The organism is Streptococcus sp. KCJ4932 (genome assembly GCF_004352745.1).
Lineage (GTDB): Bacteria > Bacillota > Bacilli > Lactobacillales > Streptococcaceae > Streptococcus > Streptococcus ruminicola.
The window spans coordinates 1-18,178 of sequence record NZ_SJWW01000019.1 but is presented as its reverse complement, the minus strand read 5'-3'; the positions used below and the strand labels follow the sequence as shown (position 1 = coordinate 18,178).

Genomic DNA, 18,178 nt, shown 5'->3' with positions numbered 1-18,178 from the left:
CTTTATGTACGATAGAGGGCATTGATTTTCACGTAATCGTATGACAAATCACAACCCCAAGCTTTTCCTTGCGCCTCACCCGCATGCAAATCAACAGTGATGGTAATCTCATCTTCGTGCATGACATCTTGCATTTCTTCTGCTTCAAATTCAACGGGACTTGATTTTAGCATAACTGGAACATCACCTAAATAAATATCAATGTTATCTACAGGGACATCAACACCTGCATAACCGACAGCCGCTAAAATACGTCCCCAGTTAGGGTCTTCACCAAAAATCGCTGTCTTCACAAGGCTTGAACCAACAACACTTTTAGCCATCATGCGTGCATCAAGAGCGTTTGGAGCATTTTTAACATTCACTTCAATGAGTTTGCTTGCGCCTTCACCGTCTTTGGCAATCATTTTAGCCAATTCTTGCATCACGTAATTAAGCATGGCTGAGAATTTATCAAACTCAGGCGTATTTGGCAAAATTTCTTCGTTCAAAGTGCAACCATTTGACATAACAAGAACCATATCATTTGTTGACGTATCACCATCAACGGTGATTTGGTTAAATGTCGTTTCAACATTTTGGCTAAGAGCTAGTTGCAAAGTTTCACTTGAAATATTAGCATCACAAGTGATGAAAGCTAGCATGGTTGCCATGTTAGGGTGAATCATACCAGAACCTTTTGCCACACCTGCCATGGTAACTTCATCACGACCGAATTTTTCCGTAACTGCAACAGTTTTAACCATAGTATCTGTTGTCAAAATAGCTTTTGAAAAATCATCTGAATTCCCATTCACCACAAGTTTAGAAAGACCTGTTTTAAGAGTATCCATTGGCAACAAATCACCAATCACACCAGTTGAAGCGACACCGACCAAATCAGGTTCTACACCAAGTTTTTCTGCTGTCCATTTTTGCATTGTATAAGCATCTTCCATTCCTTGCACACCTGTACAAGAATTGGCAACACCTGAGTTAACCACGATGGCTTTCATTTTTTGTGCTTTTTTAACAGACTGACGTGTCACAATTAGTGGCGCTGCAATAACTTTATTTGTCGTATAAACCCCAGCAACGCTAGCTGGCACTTCAGATACAATCCAACCAAAATCAAGTTTTCTTTTCTTAAACCCTGCATGTAATCCATCTGCTGAAAATCCAAGTGGGCTTGCTACATTACCTTCAATAACTTTCATATTTCATACCCTTTCTAGACTATAAATAATTTGGTGAAATCAATAATCCTTCTGTTTCATCCCAACCATTCATCAAGTTGAGGTTCTGGACAGCCTGCCCAGCCGCTCCTTTAATCAAATTGTCAATAACTGAAACGATGGTTAAGACATTTGTGACCTCATTGTAGAGGAAACCAATATCTGTAAAGTTTGAGCCAATAACATTGTGCAATTCTGGTAAATCATCTTGCACACGAACAAAAGGCGTATCTTTGTAAGAATCTTCATAGATAGCAAAAAGATTTGCATTTGTTAGTGGCTTTTTCAACTTAACATAAACCGTTGACATGATACCGCGATTAACTGGCAAAAGTGATGTTGAAAATTGAATGTGATTAACCTTGTCATCGAACAACTTCAACTCTTGCACAATTTCTGGAATGTGCTGGTGACGATTCAACTTGTAAGTCACGTAATTATCATGCACATTAACAAAATGACTTGATTCAGAAAGTGCCTTACCAGCACCTGTCAAACCACTTTTAGCATCAACGATGATTGAATCTTCTTCAACCACACCTGCTTTTAGCAAAGGGATCAAAGCTAGTTCTGTTGCTGTCGCATAACACCCTGGGTTTGAAATAAATTTCTTATCCTTAACATCTGTGAATTCAGCTAAAGAATATGTAAATTTATTCAGAACATCATCACTTGCCGGTGTTTTTTTATACCATTTTTCATAAAGATAGGCTGGCAAGCGATGGTCCCCTGACAAATCTATCACTGGAAAATCAGCTTCCACAAAAGGCTGTGCCAACTTGCTTGCGACCCCACTTGGTGTAGCAAAGAATACCAAGTCTGATTTTGCCATGATTTTCTCGGCATCAAATTCTTCGATAACCAAGTCACAGACACCAACTAAGTAAGGGTATAAGTCTGATAATCGTCGACCGATTTCCTTAGTTGCATGAATCGAAGCAATCGTTACTTTTTTATGATTATTCAATAATTTAACTAATTCTAGACCACTGTATCCAGTGATACCAACAATCGACACTCTCATAATATACACTCCTTGAATAAATATGTATTCAATTTTATAGTATATTTATTCATAAGTCAAGTGTTTTTTGCATAAAACATAAAAAAAGCACGAATTTTCATTCGTACTTTCATTATTTTTCAAATAATTTCAGTTTGCTAATTCGCTCGACGGCTTCTTCAAGGCGTTCTGGTTCAACTAGGAGTCCGATTCTGACGTAGCCATCTCCTGCTTGTCCGAAACCTTTTCCTGGTGCAACGGCAACATGGGCTTCATTCAAAAGTAAATCAGCAAAGCTTTCGCTGTTGTATCCTTTTGGAACAGGCATCCAGGCATAAAACGAACCTTTTGATTCAAAAGCATGCCAACCAATTTTTTCAGCTGCTTTAACAAAAGTGTGACGGCGTTCATCATATTTGTGATTAAGTTCTGCGATTGCTGCTTTCGCACGTTTGTCTAAAAGGGCAACCGCGCCAGCATCTTGGATAGCCGGAAAAATACTAACAAAGAGGTGATCTTGTAGGAGATTAAGAGCTTCAATCATCTCAGCATTTCCTGCAGCAAATGCCAAACGCCAACCTGCCATGTTAAAAGTTTTCGAAAATGTGTAAAGTTCAATACCTACTTCTTTTGCTCCAGGTGTTGATAAAAAACTTGGATTTTGGTAACCGTCTGCTCCCAAAGCCCCATAAGCAAAGTCGCTAACAACACCGACCTCGTATTTTTTCGCCCAAGCAACCAATTCTTCATAAAATGCTGCCGTTGCCACAGCTCCGGTAGGATTGTTAGGGTAATTGATGTAGATAAATTTGGCACGCTTTGCCACTTCTTTTGGAATAGCTGACAAGTCTGGCAAGAAGTTATTTTCAGCTTTCAAAGGGAAGGTTTCATATTCGATTTTCCCTAATGCAACACTAGAAAGATAGTCTGGATAACCTGGGTCTGGCAACAATAGCAAGTCTCCTGGATTCATCATTGCCAAAGGAAACTCAACCAACCCAATCTTTGCACCACCAAGAACACAAATTTCCTTTTCACTGTCAAGACTTACCTGATAATTTTCCTTGTAGAATTGACTAGCCGCTTCTTTAAAATTTGCATTCCCACGAAATTGTGAATATTTATGGGATGCTGGATTCTTAGCAGCTTCAATCAAAGCATCAACAATATAATCGTATGTCGGCTGATCAGGATTTCCTTGACCAAGATTAATCACATCATAACCTTCAGCCACTTTTGCATTGACCTTAGCAACAAGGCTAGCAAAAAATTGTTTTGGCAATGTTTGTAAAATATCTGATTGTGGAAACATCCTAACTCCCCCCTTAATGATACAACTCTGGTTTTCGGTCAGCAAAAACAGGAATATGCCCACGAACTTTTTCAACCTCTGATAAGTCAATATCTACCGAAAAAACACCTTCTTGATTATCTGGCGCTTGCAAAATAACATTTCCTAGCGGGTCAATAACCAATGAATGCCCAGAAAAATCATCCAACGCTCCTTGACCAACACGGTTGACAGCCACTACAAAAGCTTGATTTTCAACTGCACGCGCACGAAGTAAAATTTCCCATTGTTCGACACGCTCTTTCGGCCACTCAGCTACGACAAATAAAACCTTGGCTCCGCTTGACATCAAGGTTCTCACCCACTCCGGAAATCGAATATCATAGCAAATGACACTAGCTGCCTTGACACCATCAAGCTCAAAAGTACTTTCACGATGCCCAGCCTGCAAAAAACGATCTTCTCCCATCAAGCCAAAAAGATGAACTTTATCATAATCAGCAATCACCTGACCAGATCGGTTAAAAACATAAGTCGTATTAAAAAAGCCAGTTTCTTTTTTTGTTGCCACAGAACCAGCCACCAGATTAACCTGGTGATCCTTCGCAAACTTTCCAAGCAAGTTTTTGGTTTCTTGACCATTCTCATCAGCAAGCTCTGCTATTTGCTCCAAAGCATAACCTGTATTCCACATTTCTGGCAAAACAATCACATCAGGCTCATCAAGCGCTGCTTTTTCTAACCAAGCTAAGACATTCTCAATGTTTTTCTTCGGCTCAGCTTCGTAAATAGCCATCTGAATTAGTGAAACTTTCATGATTTCCTCGATTCTATCTTTTGTTGAAAATTTTCTGAAATCTTAGTGACTATTATAGCAGTCTCCCTTCTCCTCGTAAAATAGTTATTTTAAATAGATTTGATAGTTAAAAACTATAACCCCAAAAAAGCCCACCATCAGGTGAGCTTTGAATACTTTATACTAAAAACTGTTTTTCGGCTTGAACTAAAACTGATTTTTGTTCACTATATGATGATAACACCTCTTGAAAAGCGATTTTTTTCTCACTTATATCTTCACTATTTTCTAAATAAAAACATGATAGATATTGCAGACGTTTTTGGCTAATCTTATCTAATTTCTCCAAGTTGACTTTAGCAAATAAGTCACTAGACACCCTCTTATACACTAATGCTTCTAAACTTACTAGAAGGCTATAGTAATAATTTCGATTAAACTGATTACTTGGCTTTATCTCTGTCAATCTTTGATAACTATTTCTAATCTGCAACATTTCTCCTTGCAATAACCAAGCATAAATCAGATACAATAAAAAAGTATTTATCATATAGTCAGGAATATTTTTGTTTTCTAAAGTGCTACAAACTTTTGAAACTTCATCAAAAGTCGTAACGCTATAATCTTGCAATAATTTCCTAGATACGTTTTGATATAAAAGAAATAAATTATCTCGCACTAACAACTTGTAACTTTTAAAACCATCATTACACAGACCAAAAAAGTTCAGAGGAAGTGCAGTTGCTAAAAAGAGTAAAAAACTACAATAGCCAAAGACTGTTAGTATATCTAGTTTCAAAAATAAAACCAAAGAACCAATCAAACTAAATAATGGACCGCCAACTAATAATTTTAGAATGGCTTTTTCTGGATACTTTGCTACCTTATAGCGATAAATCCCCCCATAGTAAATCCAGTTATTATTAAATTGAATGTGGAATCCTCTTTCAAAATCAATTTTAATAAAACCAACAATAAGATGCTGTGGTTTTACGCCAGTAATATAACCAACTGCAAAATGACCAAATTCATGAAATAAAATAGCCAACATAATGCTAATATAACTTAAGATAAATGTTTCTCGTACTGATGGAAATATTATCATCAACAAAAGTAAGAACAAAAATGTTACACAAACTGGCGAAGGTAATTTTCTCATATATCTCCCTTTTATTCCTGAATATCTCTGGAATTCCTAAATGATATTACCATTTTATCATAAGATTTTTTAACCATAGCAAAAAAGCCCACCGTTTGGTGAGCTTTCATTTTATTTTATTTTCTTTCTTGCAAGGTTTTAATCAGGCTACTGAGTAGGCTTGCTTCTGCAAAGAGAATGACAATAAGTACCCAGTTTACCTTTCCTTGGATGCTATTGACAATAAGCACTCCAGCAAGGATTATGATTGTTACACTGATTAAGGCAATGGCGAGTTTTAGAAAGATATTTTTTGATGTCATCTTAAAGATTTTCTGCTACTGCTGCAAGAAGGTCAGCGATTTTAGCAGCATCTGAACCACCGGCCATAGCCATGTCTGGTTTACCACCACCACGACCTGATACGATTGGTGCCAAAGCTTTAATCAAGTTACCAGCATGGACATCTTTTGATTTGCTTGCTACAAGAACATTGACTTTTTCACCAATAGCTGCTGCCAATACAAGAACATCAGAATAATCTTTTTGTTTCCAGTTATCAGCAAATGTGCGAAGAGCACCAGCATCAGAAACAGTTACTTGGCTAGCGATAAAGCGAAGACCGTTTGCTTCTTTAACATCTTTGAAGACGTCACCAGCTTGTGCTGCTGCTGCTTTTTCTTTCAATTCAGCATTTTCTTTTTGCAATTTGTGCAATTGTTCTTGCAAGCTTACTACTTTCTTAGTAACTTCTTTCAATTGAGGCACTTTAAGAGTTTCAGCAATTGCTTTAAGGTCTTCTTCTTCTTGACGGTATGCTTCAAAAGCTTCTTTACCAGTTACAGCAAGGATACGACGAGTTCCTGAACCGATACCTTCTTCTTTGACAATCTTGAAGATTCCGATTTCTGCTGTATTTGAAACGTGTGTACCACCACAAAGTTCAATTGAGTAATCACCAATTGTTACAACACGTACGTTTTTACCGTATTTTTCACCGAACAAGGCCATAGCACCCATTGATTTAGCTGTGTCAATGTCAGTTTCAACAGTTTTAACTGGGATAGCATTCCAGATTTGTTGGTTGACTTCTTCTTCGATTTGACGCAATTCATCAGCAGTTACTGCTTCAAAGTGAGTAAAGTCAAAGCGCAAGAATCCTTCTTCGTTAAGAGAACCAGCTTGAGTAGCGTGTTCACCGATAACGTGGTGAAGTGCAGCGTGAAGCAAGTGAGTAGCTGTGTGGTTTTTGATAACACTGTGACGACGTTTGCTGTCGATTTCAAGAGTGTATGTTGTACCAACTGACAAGCTTGCAAGAACTTCAACTGTGTGAAGAGCTTGACCGTTTGGAGCTTTTTGAACATCTGTCACGCGAGCGACGATATCACCTTTATCGTTTTTGATAACACCGTGGTCAGCTACTTGACCACCCATTTCAGCGTAGAATGGTGTTTTAGCGAAAACAAGCAAAGCTTGACCTTCTGAAACAGCTTCAGTACGTTCGTTATCAGCGATAATAACTGACAATGTAGATTCAAGAACTTCTTCTTCATAGCTAAAGACTGATTCTTCAGTGATGCTTGACAATGTTTCGTTTTGCATACCCATTGAACCACCTTTAACAACACTTGCACGAGCACGTTCTTGTTGTTCTTTCATAGCAGCTTCAAAGCCAGCGTGGTCAATCTTGAATCCTTTATCTTCAGCCAATTCTTCAGTCAATTCAACTGGGAATCCGTATGTATCATACAATTTGAAGATGTCTTTACCTTCAACAGTGTCTTTACCAGCTGCTTTCAAATCAGCCAACAATTGGTCAAGCATGTTTGAACCAGCATCGATTGTACGAGCAAATGTTTCTTCTTCGCGGCGTACGATTTTTTCGATAAATTCGCGTTTTTCAAGAACTTCTGGGTAATATGATTCCATGATTTTACCAACTGTTGGAACCAATTTATACAAGAATGTTTCGTTGATGCCAAGGCGACGACCATGCATAACGGCACGACGAAGCAAACGGCGAAGCACATAACCACGACCTTCGTTACCAGGAAGAGCACCATCACCGATAGCAAATGAAAGTGAGCGAATGTGGTCAGCAATAACTTTAAAGCTCATGTTGTCGCCATCTGGATCATAAGTTTTACCAGATAATTTTTCAATTTCACGAATGATTGGCATGAAGAGGTCAGTTTCAAAGTTTGTTTTAGCCCCTTGCATAACGGCAACCAAACGTTCCAAACCAGCACCCGTATCAATGTTTTTGTGTGGTAATTCTTTGTATTCTGAACGTGGAACAGCTGGATCAGCGTTAAATTGTGACAATACGATGTTCCAAATTTCGATATAACGGTCGTTTTCAATATCTTCAGCAAGAAGTTTGATACCAACGTGATCTGGGTCAAAGTCTTCTCCACGGTCAAAGAAGATTTCAGTATCTGGTCCTGAAGGTCCAGCACCAATTTCCCAGAAGTTATCTTCAATTGGAATCAAGTGACTTGGTTCAACACCAAGTGAAATCCAACGGTTGTAAGTATCTTTATCATCTGGGTAATAAGTCATGTAAAGTTTATCTTTAGGGAAGTCAAACCATTCTGGGCTTGTCAACAATTCGAATCCCCAAGTAATAGCTTCATCACGGAAGTAATCACCAACAGAGAAGTTACCCAACATTTCAAACATTGTGTGGTGACGAGCTGTTTTACCAACGTTTTCAATATCGTTTGTACGGATAGCTTTTTGAGCATTTGTGATACGTGGGTTTTCTGGAATTACTGATCCGTCAAAATATTTTTTAAGTGTGGCAACACCTGAGTTAATCCACAACAAAGTTGGGTCATTTACAGGGACCAAGTTTGCAGAAGGTTCAACAGAGTGACCTTTTGATTTCCAGAAGTCTAACCACATTTGGCGCACTTGCGCACTAGTCAATTGTTTCATTACATCTTTCCTTTTCTTCTTACTCTAAGCGATTTTAACGCTTGCCATAGATTGAAATCATCTTTTGCTCTCGTTCAAAGGAGAAAAAAACGACAAGTCCATCTCACAGAGGGTGACGTTAGCCACGGTACCACCTCTTTTCAATGAACCTGTCATTCTTCATTTATCTTTTAAATTGTTTTTCTTATATTTGACCTTAGTAATCAAAATTACCAAACTAAAAATCAGAAAACATGAGTAGCACATTTTTAACTTCATCCATGGCTCGCAGCAACCGCCACTTTTCTGAATCTGAATGTTTAAAAACGATTCTCAATCTTTTTAATTGTACTGTATTTTATGCGTCTGGTCAAGTAGCTTATTCAGCTGAATCTGTTGAACTTGATTCGGCTGCTGAAGATTCTTCTGTTGAGCTTGCTTCAGAAGAACTTGATGAACTTGATGAAGCTTTTGAAGATGATGAGCTTGTAGCATATTGTGAAAGGATGCTTGCAAAGCTACGATCTTTAATTTTCACATTAGCTTTATCAAGTGCTTTACCGATAACTTGGTTTTGGAAGCTTGTATCATTTTGGTATTTAGCCATGATGATTTTCTTCAAGCGTTTTTTGTAAGTTTTCCAGTCAGCATTTTTTTCTGTTTTCTTAGTTGTTTTAACGATGTAGTAAGTGTATGAGTATGTTGATGAGTTCATCACTTTAATCACATCTGATACTGACCCTTCGTCTTGTTTGAAGGCAGCTGCCATAACATCTGATGGCAATTTAGTGTCTGCTGAATCGAATGTGTATTCAGTTTTCTTAGCTGTTGTGTTTTCTTTAGCGATTTTATCAAAATCAGCACCGTCTGCAGTTGCTTGATCGTGAACTGAGTTAGCTTTGTCTTCATCAGTCAATGCAATAACTGTAGCTGTTGTATCAGGATTGTAATCTTTGTAAGCTTCTTTGTAGTTTTTAGTTGTCAATTTATCTTTGGCAGCTTCTTTAACAGCATATTCTACAAGCATTGATGTACGGATTTGTTGTTTGTAAGTGTCAGTTGTCAAACCAGCTGCTTGAAGAGCGCTTGAGAATGATGAACCGTATGATGAAGCTGTTGTGTTATAAGCTTTGGTAACGTCTTTGTCAGAAACTTTATCACCATATTGATCTTCAAAGACACGTGACAAAATCAAGTTCAACATTGTTTGTTGAGATGATGATGTGCTTTTAGCTGCACTGTAGAAGTCTGATACTGTAATTGTGTTACCTTTCATTGTAACAAGAGCTTTAGTTTCAGAATTGTTGTTTGTAGCAAGGTAAGTTACACCAGCACCGATAAGAGCTGACGCTACGGCAATAGAAACACCTTTAAAAGCCTTGCTTTGGATCATTTTTGAAAATCCTGATTTTTCTTTGTTAGCCATTGATATTAAACTCCTTAATTTGTCTTTAACTCCATTAGTATACCACAATAACTTAAATGTTGCTTAATTTTACAGTTCTACGTCTTCTGCATTTTTACGGAGCATTAACAGCCCGTCACTAAGTGGCAAAAGGCTTGCTGTCAGATTTGGATTGTCAAGCGTTGCGTCGAAAAGTCGTTGAAGGCCACGGTAAATGGTACGTTGCCCACGTCGTACTTCCTCGATTGGTTTGACAATATCGCCACCTTGGAAAACATCGTCAAAAATCACAACGCCTCCAACTTTCAAGTGTTTCAAAACTTCTGGCAAAAAGACGATGTATTTTGATTTTGCAGAATCCATGAAGACAAAGTCATACTCACCTTCAAGGGTTGAAAGAGTATCAACGGCATCGCCTTCAACTAAAGTGATTTGCTTACGTGTATCGTACTTAGCAAAGTTTTCCTTAGCAAAAGCAATCATTTCTGGATTACGGTCCAGAGTTGTGATTTTAGCTTCCGGTGCATTTTCTGCCATCAAAAGAGCTGAAAAGCCGATTGCTGTCCCAATTTCCAAGATATTCTTAGGCTGCAAAGTTTGCAACAAGAAACGGAAATAAGCCACTACTTCGTGCTGGATAATCGGGATATTTTCTTGATGTGCAAAAGCTTCTAATTCCGCTAAAAAGCCATCATTTTGCTTTTGACGTGTTCGCATATAACGCACGACATCCTCTTTGACAACAGGACGTCGCATATTGTGATTTGCTGTTTTTGAATATGATTTAACCATAACTCTTATTATATAGCAAAATAAAGCCGATGTGAATAGGCAGCATTTTATTTTACTGCTTAAGAAGGGTAACAATATCTGACAAATCAGCAATCTTTTGATTCATTTTTGATGATGGTTGTCCAAGATTAATAGACTTAATACTAGCATTCTCTGCAGCTTCAACATCAATTCGACGGTCACCAACATAAAAAGTGTCTGCTTTGTCTAAGGCATATTTTTTAATAAGATAATTAATAGCCTCTGGTTCTGGTTTACGAGCAAAACCGTTTGCCGAAGTCACTACTTCTGTGAAATACTGACGCACCCCAAGTCTTTCTAAAACATCATTGGCTGTAATTCCTTTATGCGTATAGACAAAATGAGTCATGCCCATTTGTTTTGTCTGTTTAAGCACCTCTGCCAAATGTGGCATTGGTTTTATCATGTGGTCACGCGCTTCCTGCTCTTTTTTAAAGAAGGCTGATAACTCCGCAAAATCTAATTCTTGCTCTTTCGCCACTTGAAAAAGCAAAGCTTTTACGGATTCTTTAATGATAAAATCCATAACCCATTCTTCATCAAAAACCAAGTCATAATGCGCATAAGTGACTTTCAAAGCTTCACCGATTGCCTCATATGAGTCCACCAAAGTTCCATCAAAATCCCAAATCAAAGTTGTCAATCTATTTCTCCAATCTAATCCAATAACGTGCTAGACGATGCCCGTCTTCTAGGTCAATAATATTTTCCAAAATACCACCAGATTTTTCAATGGTTCTACGACTGGCAATATTGTCCTCACGCGCTGTGATAAGCACAGGATTGATGCCACGTTTGGCATATTGCTCAAGAGCAAAGTTAAGAAGTTTTGTCATAATACCTTGTCGTCTAAATTCTGGTGAGGTTTGATAGCCGATATGTCCACCAATCGTCGCAAGATTACCCTTTTCCAGCTGCCATCGACAAGATATACGCGCAGCAATTTTTCCATTCACAAAGGCATAATAGGTAGTCATCGTTGAATAATCAGGATTAGTAGCTTGTGTTTCTTGCGCTCTGCTATTTTCCACAAAGGTTTTAAAATCACCAATCTCACGTGTCGTAATAAAGGGGTTATCGTCATTTTCCAAAGCTGTTTGATAAGCTCGGTAAGCCGCTTCATCATTAACATCTAGTTTCCTAATTTCCATACCAGCACCTCCAAAATTTTTTCCATTATAACATAAAAGAGACTGGAATCATCCAATCTCAAAAACTATTTTAAAGGTGTGCACCTTTTTCAACCAAGGCTTCTAGTTCATTTAGACGGTCTTCAAAAATCTTGAAGGCAGCATCCAGATAATCACTGCTTGTCATATCAACTCCAGCTTTTTCAATCACATTAAGTGGGTAATCAGAATTACCAGCCTTGAGGTAATCAAGGTAACGGTCGATATCAACTTGTGTACCGTGAACCACTTTATCAGCTAGATAACTTGCTGCTGCAAAACCTGTTGCGTATTGATAGACATAATAATTGTAGTAGAAATGCGGAATACGTGCCCATTCGTATTGAATTTCTGGATTGTCTTCCTTGCTAAGACCATAATATTTTTCATTTAGGTCTGCATAAAGATTGTTAAGGTATTCGCTTGTCAATACTTCACCAGCTTGATCTGCTTTATGAATCATATCTTCAAACTCTGCAAACTGTGCTTGACGGAAGATTGTTCCTTTGAAACCATCCAAGAAATGATTCAAAATCGCAAAGCGAGCCTTGTCATCATCTACTTCTTTTAGAAGTGTTTCTGTCAAAATATTTTCATTAGTTGTTGAAGCAATCTCAGCTAAGAAAATACTATAATCACCGTACACATATGGTTGGTTTTCACGTGTAAATGTTGAATGAAGGCTGTGCCCAGTTTCGTGTACCAAAGTAAACAGATTATCAAGGGTGTCTTGCCAGTTCAAAAGCATAAAGGCATTAGTATCGTAAGCCCCACCAGAATAAGCTCCTGAGCGTTTTCCTTTATTGACATGAACGTCAATCCAACGTTCTGTAAAAGCACGGTGAACACGATCAGAATAATCTTTACCAAAAACAGCTAATACTTCTTCTGCCTTTTTCAATGCTTCTTCATAAGTGAAACTCATATCCATTTCAGATAACGGTGTGTGGATATCATACATTTTCAAATCATCTAATTTAAGAACTTTTTTACGAAGTTCCACATAACGATGAAGCAATGGCAAGTGGGCATTCACGCGGTCAATCAATGTATCATAAACTGCTTCTGGAATGAAGTTAGCAGAAAGTGCTGCCTCACGTGCTGACTTGAAGTGGTGAACACGCGCATCGTAGTTATGAACCTTAACATTTGTCTGCAATGTCTTAGCGTAAGTATGCTGGAATTGTTCGTAAGTGGCATACATCGCTTCATAAGCTGCTTTTCGGACGTCGCGATTTTTTGATTCCAAAAGACTAATGAAATTACCATGTGTTAGTTGCACTTCATTGCCTTCATCATCTAAAACCACTGGGAAAACAATATCGGCATTATCTAGAATTTCAAAAGTTTCACCAGCGGCACCAAAGATTTCATGTGCACCAGCTAAGAGCTCCTCTTCTTTTTGTGACAAGACGTGTGCTTGGCGTTTGAAAAGTTGTTCAAAGAAATGCGCATAAGCTGATAACGCTGGCGTTTCAGCAACAAATGCCGCAAAATCTTCAGCTGATAATTGCATCAATTCTGGTTCGTAAAAAGCAAATACTTCGCTGTATTTAGCATAAAGTGCTGTGGCTTTAGCTTGGTATTCTTGGTATTTTGCCACTGTCGTATCTTGGTCGTTTTTCATTGATGCATAAACGTAAACTTTTTCCAAACGTCGTGACAAATCAAGATAGTGCTCCGTAATTGCTAATAAATCCTTGCTTGATTCTGTCAAGTGACCTTTGTATTTTTTGGCATCTTCTAAATCAGCATCTAACTTAGCTAATTCAGCCTCCCATGTTTCATCTGTCGCAAAAACAGTGCTTAAATTCCATTTGTATTTTTCATCAATATGACTACGATTATCTGACATTATGTTCTCCTTTTCTTGGCATTATTAACCATTCTACCATAATAAGCTGGTGGGTAAAGTTTTTGAACACCTTTTTCACTTTGATTTTGATAATAACGCCTAAAGGTCTCATAAAAGGTTGATAAATCTTGTGAAATTTGACAAAAACCATCCTTAACTTCTGGTGGCCTAATTTGCGGATAATAAGCCGACAAAGGAAGTGTGAGAAGATTTTTCCCTTGGATATAAGCTTTTTCCTGACGCTTTAACCAAGAAGTATTTCGAGAAAATAATTGTCTTTGAATATAGCTTAATAGATTTGGATCTTGCTTAACGTCGTAAGTTGAGAGTTTTTGTTTTTGATAAGGAAGTCTGAAAAATGCCATCAAGTTTCCTGAGAACGAGCAGCTTTTCGTCAAGTAATGCACTTTACCGTGCCAATCTTCATAAATTAAATAATGTAGTCGAACAAGACTTTTCTTAGCATCTAACTCCCACAGATGAAATCCCATATTCTGCGAAAAGTAAAGAAAGTGTCGCTGTAGCGGCGTTAAACGCTTGCCAAGCCACAGTTTTTCTCCCAAAAGCCATAAAACATTAAAGCCAGCCTTGTGATAAGAAGTCGTGCGTTCTCTGAGACGCTTTTCTGATAATCTGGAGCACTGAACTTCCAGAACAAGGTTATCATTGATCAAAATATCTGCAACCTGATGCAGCTCTGGCAAAACAGCCTCAACGACCACTTTTTCACTTTGCGAAAGCGACTGATAAAGTTCTGCTTTTAACTGCAAATGTTCATCACTTTCATTTTCACTATAAAAGTCACAATTTTCTAAAGAAACATGCGCAAAATGCGGACGCATAATCTGACCATGTCTCAGTCGAACTGGTGAATGACAGGCTGGACAAGTAAAAGCTTGTTTTTTAGGAATCTCATCTAACAAGGAGACCAAACGACCATTTTCATCAAGAGCAGACAGCATATTAAACCTCCTACTTCTTTATTCGAAAAAAATCCTGAAAAACCACCGGATTAATCCAAATAATTTTTCAAGATTTCTTTTTCTTTCGTATTCAATTCTCGGTATTGTCCCCTTGGCAAGTCACCAAGTTCAAAGGCACCAAAAGTCATTCGTTTGAGGTAAATGACCTTGACCCCATAAGCCAAAAACATTTTCTTAACTTGATGAAATTTTCCTTCTGCAATCGAGATATAAGCGGAGCTTTTTTCAGAACTTGCCTCGATAATCTCAAGATTAGCAGGTTTACAAACCGTTCCGTCATCAAAGGTCACACCATTTTTAAAAAATACTGACGCATCAACTGCTAACAAACCATTAACCTCAACATAGTAAGTCTTTGTAACGTGATATTTTGGATGCAACATGCGAAACCCCAAAGGACCATTATTGGTAATCAAAAGTAGCCCTTCCGTGTCGCGGTCTAAACGCCCAACTGGATAGAGTCTTGGCACTCGGTCTGCTTCAGCAATCAAATCAATGACCGTCTGATGTTCCTTATCAGAAACCGCAGAAACCACACCAGCTGGTTTATTTAAAATGAAATATTTTTCTGTAGATAGTGTAACCTGTTTTCCCGAAACAGTTATCTCTTGCAGACTTGGCTCAACATTCAAATTGTCTGCCTCAGCTAGCCTGCCATCCACATAAACTTGACGACTTCTGATGAGCTTTTTGACTTGATTTCGAGAGCCAAATCCCGCTTGTCCTAATAATTTATCTAAACGCATGCTCCTATTTTACCATGTTCTGAAGCAATTTTTTAGTCTAATTCACTCGCTGCAGCCTCATCAACAATTACTACAACATTTGGGTGATTTTGAAGAACACTAGCTGGTAACTCTTCACTAATCGGTCCATTAATCATTTGATTGATAGCGTCTGCTTTGTCCTTGCCATAAGCCATTAAAACAACCATTTTTGATTGCATGATTGAGTGAATTCCCATTGAAATAGCTTGTTTTGGCACTTCTTCCATGCTGTCAAAGAAACGACTATTTGCCTCAATCGTATCTTCAGCCAAATCGACGATATGAGTCGTCATATCAAATGGTGTACCAGGTTCATTGAAACCAATATGACCATTTCGCCCAATTCCTAAAATTTGAAAATCAATTGGGTGCTCAGCTATCACTTGATTGTAACGGCGAGCTTCTGCTTGTAAGTCAGTCGCCAAACCATTTGGTAAAAAACTTTTTTTGAAAGGTTTATATTGGAAAAGATTTTCCTTCATAAAATGATGATAACTTTGTGCGTTATCTGCTGCTAAGCCGACATATTCATCAAGATTAATGCTTGTCATTTCTGAAAAATCAAGGTCACTATTTGCAATTTCTTTATAGAAACTAAGTGGTGTGCTACCTGTTGCCAATCCTAAAGTTTTAGCACCATTTTCCAAAGCTCCTTTTAACAAAGCAAATGCTGCTTTACCACCTTCAATTTGATTATTAACACGAATTACTCTCATCTTATTTCCCCATTCTTGTTTTTTTGGTATATACCATTCATCTAAAATTATTATATGGTATATACCAATTATTGTCAAGAAAAATGTTTTAAAAATAAAAAAAGAGTTTGAAACTTAAATTCCAAACCCTTTTTACAGTTAAAAATCCATAAAGTAGCCTAATTGCTCAGCTTTATAAATAGCTTCTTGCTTATTGTTCACTGACAATTTTTCATAGATATGACTCAAATGGTTAAATACTGTTCTACGACTTATGTAAAGCTTCTCCTCAATTTCTTTTATAGTATGTCCTTTTCGACTTAAATCTAAAATGACAACCTCTTGCTTGGTTAATTCTTCTAGATACTCTTTACATTGGTAAGACTCAAAATATTTCCTTCCAGAATAAATTATTTTCAAAACCCTCAAAAGTTTATCTGGCTCAATATTTTTGTCAATAAATCCATAGGTACCAATTTTTTTAGCTCGTTCCTCATAAACTGATTTTACATAACCTGTTAACATAGCAATCTTCATTTCAGGATTTTTCTGAATTAATTTTTCAGCTAAATCCAAGCCATTTTCCTTAGAAATATTTGTTAAATTAATATCAAGTAAAACAATATCATAATAGGCTGAATTAATGTCAAGATTATCAAAATTTGTCGTTAAAGTATCCAAAACATCAATTTCATCAAATTGTTCACACATCAATTGAATACTCTTTGCAAAAAGCTTATGATCATCAATCAATAAAATTTTCATAACATAATTTCCAATCTACTGGTAATAAAATTTTTACTACAAAGATGTTGTCACTAATCTGAACACTAATATTTCCTCCAAAAGCTGATAAGGTTTCCTCAATTGATTTAAACCCTCGTCCAAAAGTTATTGATTCTCTATGACCTAAACATTCATTCCATTGCTTAATTACTATCGTATCTGATTGAATATCTAAAGATAAATCAATACTGTCATTTGTTGCATATTTAATTGCGTTATTAGTCAATTCTTTTAAAAATCGATATACCATAACATCATATGGAGGAAGCAAATACAAGTCATCAGAGCAATTAAAAATGATTTGTCTACTGCTCTTACGTTTTTGCACTAACTCAGCTAAAAGCATCTGATAATTATCCTTTAAATTTTTCTCTGGCAACAATATAGGATGATAGGAATCAATTTCATTTCGAATACTAACAACTAAATCATTTAATTCCTCAACAACATATTGACTAGCAAGCTTTTGATTTTCCAAGGCTAGTAAATTTTTAACGGCTATAATATTTTGCAAAATATCATCATGAAGGTAATTCGAAAAATCCTGTCGAACACTTTCTTCTGTTTTCATAAAACGTGACAAACGTTGTCCATCGATTAGCATTACCCGCTCATTCATTTTAGATATATAATAAATCGACCATGATAGCACCATCAAAATGAATAATACATTGATACTTGTAACAACAAAAAATAAGAGAAAATCTGTGATAAAAAAGTGAATAACTATTATCCATACAACTATAAAAAATATCAGTGATACTTCAACTCTTGGTCGATAGTCACCCCAGCATCGCTTTATTTCCAAGCGAAGTTTATCATGAATCGTTCTAAAATAATAAATTACTCCCAATATAGAAGGAAATAAATACCAACCTAAATTAGTATAAATTGGACTAACACCATGTACATCTCCGTAAAACTCAGTACTTAATATGAACAGTAGAAGAATTGCAAAATAGAGGCATGATTTTTTTACTGGACTAATAACCTGCTTAAAATGTGAACGATAAACTACCAATAATAACAATGGGTAGAAATGTAATAAAACAAATATAAAGAAATATAACAAATTAAACAGAGAGGGATTAATAAAATAACATAATATAGTTACTAAAATACTACTAATAAGTACTGTATCAAATTTTCTTTTAAAATCTTTTTGATTATATAGTATCAAGTTAATAATTTCTACAGTATATCCATACATCAGCAACGGCTGAAAAAGAATTCCTACTATATTGAAAACATCATGATTTGATATTGTAAAATAGTATTGCCATATAGTCAAAGAAATAATAAAAATAATCTTTTTAAAAATACTATCTTTATCTTGACGTA

At 36.8% G+C, this 18,178-nt stretch carries 17 protein-coding genes; all 17 read right to left on the bottom strand.

Annotation, left to right across the window (positions count from 1 at the left end; translation table 11 throughout):
* Positions 1-2: 2 nt before the first annotated feature.
* Positions 3-1,196: a bifunctional ornithine acetyltransferase/N-acetylglutamate synthase gene (gene argJ / locus E0E02_RS08330; protein ID WP_133018350.1), complete on the bottom strand. Its 1,194-nt coding sequence runs from the start codon at positions 1,194-1,196 to the stop codon at positions 3-5.
* A gap of 19 nt (positions 1,197-1,215) precedes the next feature.
* A complete protein-coding gene (gene argC / locus E0E02_RS08325; protein WP_133018349.1) occupies positions 1,216-2,238 on the bottom strand; it encodes an N-acetyl-gamma-glutamyl-phosphate reductase in 1,023 nt (340 codons plus the stop codon).
* A gap of 112 nt (positions 2,239-2,350) precedes the next feature.
* On the bottom strand, positions 2,351-3,529 hold the full coding sequence (locus tag E0E02_RS08320) for a pyridoxal phosphate-dependent aminotransferase (RefSeq protein ID WP_133018348.1): 1,179 nt from the start codon (positions 3,527-3,529) through the stop codon (positions 2,351-2,353).
* Positions 3,530-3,542: 13 nt separating this feature from the next.
* Positions 3,543-4,325 (bottom strand): carbon-nitrogen family hydrolase, encoded by a 783-nt coding sequence (locus E0E02_RS08315; RefSeq protein ID WP_133018347.1) that lies wholly within the window; start codon positions 4,323-4,325, stop codon positions 3,543-3,545.
* Between the two features lie 157 nt (positions 4,326-4,482).
* On the bottom strand, positions 4,483-5,463 hold the full coding sequence (locus tag E0E02_RS08310) for a site-2 protease family protein (RefSeq protein ID WP_206282026.1): 981 nt from the start codon (positions 5,461-5,463) through the stop codon (positions 4,483-4,485).
* 116 nt (positions 5,464-5,579) lie between these two features.
* Positions 5,580-5,765, bottom strand: coding sequence for a hypothetical protein (locus E0E02_RS08300; RefSeq protein WP_006532280.1), 186 nt, complete (start codon positions 5,763-5,765; stop codon positions 5,580-5,582).
* Between the two features lies 1 nt (position 5,766).
* Positions 5,767-8,385 (bottom strand): alanine--tRNA ligase, encoded by a 2,619-nt coding sequence (alaS, locus tag E0E02_RS08295; protein ID WP_133018346.1) that lies wholly within the window; start codon positions 8,383-8,385, stop codon positions 5,767-5,769.
* 358 nt (positions 8,386-8,743) lie between these two features.
* Entirely contained in the window at positions 8,744-9,790 is a 1,047-nt protein-coding gene (locus E0E02_RS08290) for a peptidyl-prolyl cis-trans isomerase (RefSeq protein WP_133018345.1), read from the bottom strand.
* A 69-nt stretch (positions 9,791-9,859) separates the two neighbouring features.
* Positions 9,860-10,561, bottom strand: coding sequence for an O-methyltransferase (locus E0E02_RS08285; protein WP_133018344.1), 702 nt, complete (start codon positions 10,559-10,561; stop codon positions 9,860-9,862).
* Positions 10,562-10,613: 52 nt separating this feature from the next.
* Positions 10,614-11,225, bottom strand: a complete 612-nt coding sequence (locus tag E0E02_RS08280; protein WP_133018343.1) for an HAD-IA family hydrolase — start codon at positions 11,223-11,225, stop codon at positions 10,614-10,616.
* A 1-nt stretch (position 11,226) separates the two neighbouring features.
* Complete coding sequence (locus tag E0E02_RS08275; protein WP_133018342.1) at positions 11,227-11,733, bottom strand: GNAT family N-acetyltransferase; 507 nt, start codon at positions 11,731-11,733, stop codon at positions 11,227-11,229.
* A gap of 70 nt (positions 11,734-11,803) precedes the next feature.
* Entirely contained in the window at positions 11,804-13,606 is a 1,803-nt protein-coding gene (gene pepF / locus E0E02_RS08270) for an oligoendopeptidase F (RefSeq protein WP_133018341.1), read from the bottom strand.
* Positions 13,606-14,568, bottom strand: a complete 963-nt coding sequence (locus E0E02_RS08265) for a competence protein CoiA family protein (RefSeq protein WP_133018340.1) — start codon at positions 14,566-14,568, stop codon at positions 13,606-13,608. The genes pepF and E0E02_RS08265 overlap by 1 nt, the downstream gene beginning before the upstream one ends.
* 50 nt (positions 14,569-14,618) lie before the next feature.
* A complete protein-coding gene (locus E0E02_RS08260; RefSeq protein WP_133018339.1) occupies positions 14,619-15,335 on the bottom strand; it encodes a pseudouridine synthase in 717 nt (238 codons plus the stop codon).
* Positions 15,336-15,367: 32 nt separating this feature from the next.
* Complete coding sequence (gene nagB, locus E0E02_RS08255; RefSeq protein ID WP_133018338.1) at positions 15,368-16,072, bottom strand: glucosamine-6-phosphate deaminase; 705 nt, start codon at positions 16,070-16,072, stop codon at positions 15,368-15,370.
* Between the two features lie 138 nt (positions 16,073-16,210).
* A complete protein-coding gene (locus tag E0E02_RS08250; RefSeq protein ID WP_133018337.1) occupies positions 16,211-16,816 on the bottom strand; it encodes a response regulator transcription factor in 606 nt (201 codons plus the stop codon).
* The coding region (locus tag E0E02_RS09465; protein WP_165937145.1) for a GHKL domain-containing protein at positions 16,797-18,178 on the bottom strand (1,382 nt) is incomplete at its 5' end. The genes E0E02_RS08250 and E0E02_RS09465, both read right to left, overlap by 20 nt.

Bases quoted from the DNA above. Each gene is read 5' to 3' on its own strand.
- argJ (WP_133018350.1), bottom strand. From the start codon at position 1,196: ATGAAAGTTATTGAAGGTAATGTAGCAAGCCCACTTGGATTTTCAGCA.
- argC (WP_133018349.1), bottom strand. From the start codon at position 2,238: ATGAGAGTGTCGATTGTTGGTATCACTGGATACAGTGGTCTAGAATTA.
- E0E02_RS08320 (WP_133018348.1), bottom strand. From the start codon at position 3,529: ATGTTTCCACAATCAGATATTTTACAAACATTGCCAAAACAATTTTTT.
- E0E02_RS08315 (WP_133018347.1), bottom strand. From the start codon at position 4,325: ATGAAAGTTTCACTAATTCAGATGGCTATTTACGAAGCTGAGCCGAAG.
- E0E02_RS08310 (WP_206282026.1), bottom strand. From the start codon at position 5,463: ATGAGAAAATTACCTTCGCCAGTTTGTGTAACATTTTTGTTCTTACTT.
- E0E02_RS08300 (WP_006532280.1), bottom strand. From the start codon at position 5,765: ATGACATCAAAAAATATCTTTCTAAAACTCGCCATTGCCTTAATCAGT.
- alaS (WP_133018346.1), bottom strand. From the start codon at position 8,385: ATGAAACAATTGACTAGTGCGCAAGTGCGCCAAATGTGGTTAGACTTC.
- E0E02_RS08290 (WP_133018345.1), bottom strand. From the start codon at position 9,790: ATGGCTAACAAAGAAAAATCAGGATTTTCAAAAATGATCCAAAGCAAG.
- E0E02_RS08285 (WP_133018344.1), bottom strand. From the start codon at position 10,561: ATGGTTAAATCATATTCAAAAACAGCAAATCACAATATGCGACGTCCT.
- E0E02_RS08275 (WP_133018342.1), bottom strand. From the start codon at position 11,733: ATGGAAATTAGGAAACTAGATGTTAATGATGAAGCGGCTTACCGAGCT.
- pepF (WP_133018341.1), bottom strand. From the start codon at position 13,606: ATGTCAGATAATCGTAGTCATATTGATGAAAAATACAAATGGAATTTA.
- E0E02_RS08265 (WP_133018340.1), bottom strand. From the start codon at position 14,568: ATGCTGTCTGCTCTTGATGAAAATGGTCGTTTGGTCTCCTTGTTAGAT.
- E0E02_RS08260 (WP_133018339.1), bottom strand. From the start codon at position 15,335: ATGCGTTTAGATAAATTATTAGGACAAGCGGGATTTGGCTCTCGAAAT.
- nagB (WP_133018338.1), bottom strand. From the start codon at position 16,072: ATGAGAGTAATTCGTGTTAATAATCAAATTGAAGGTGGTAAAGCAGCA.
- E0E02_RS08250 (WP_133018337.1), bottom strand. From the start codon at position 16,816: ATGAAAATTTTATTGATTGATGATCATAAGCTTTTTGCAAAGAGTATT.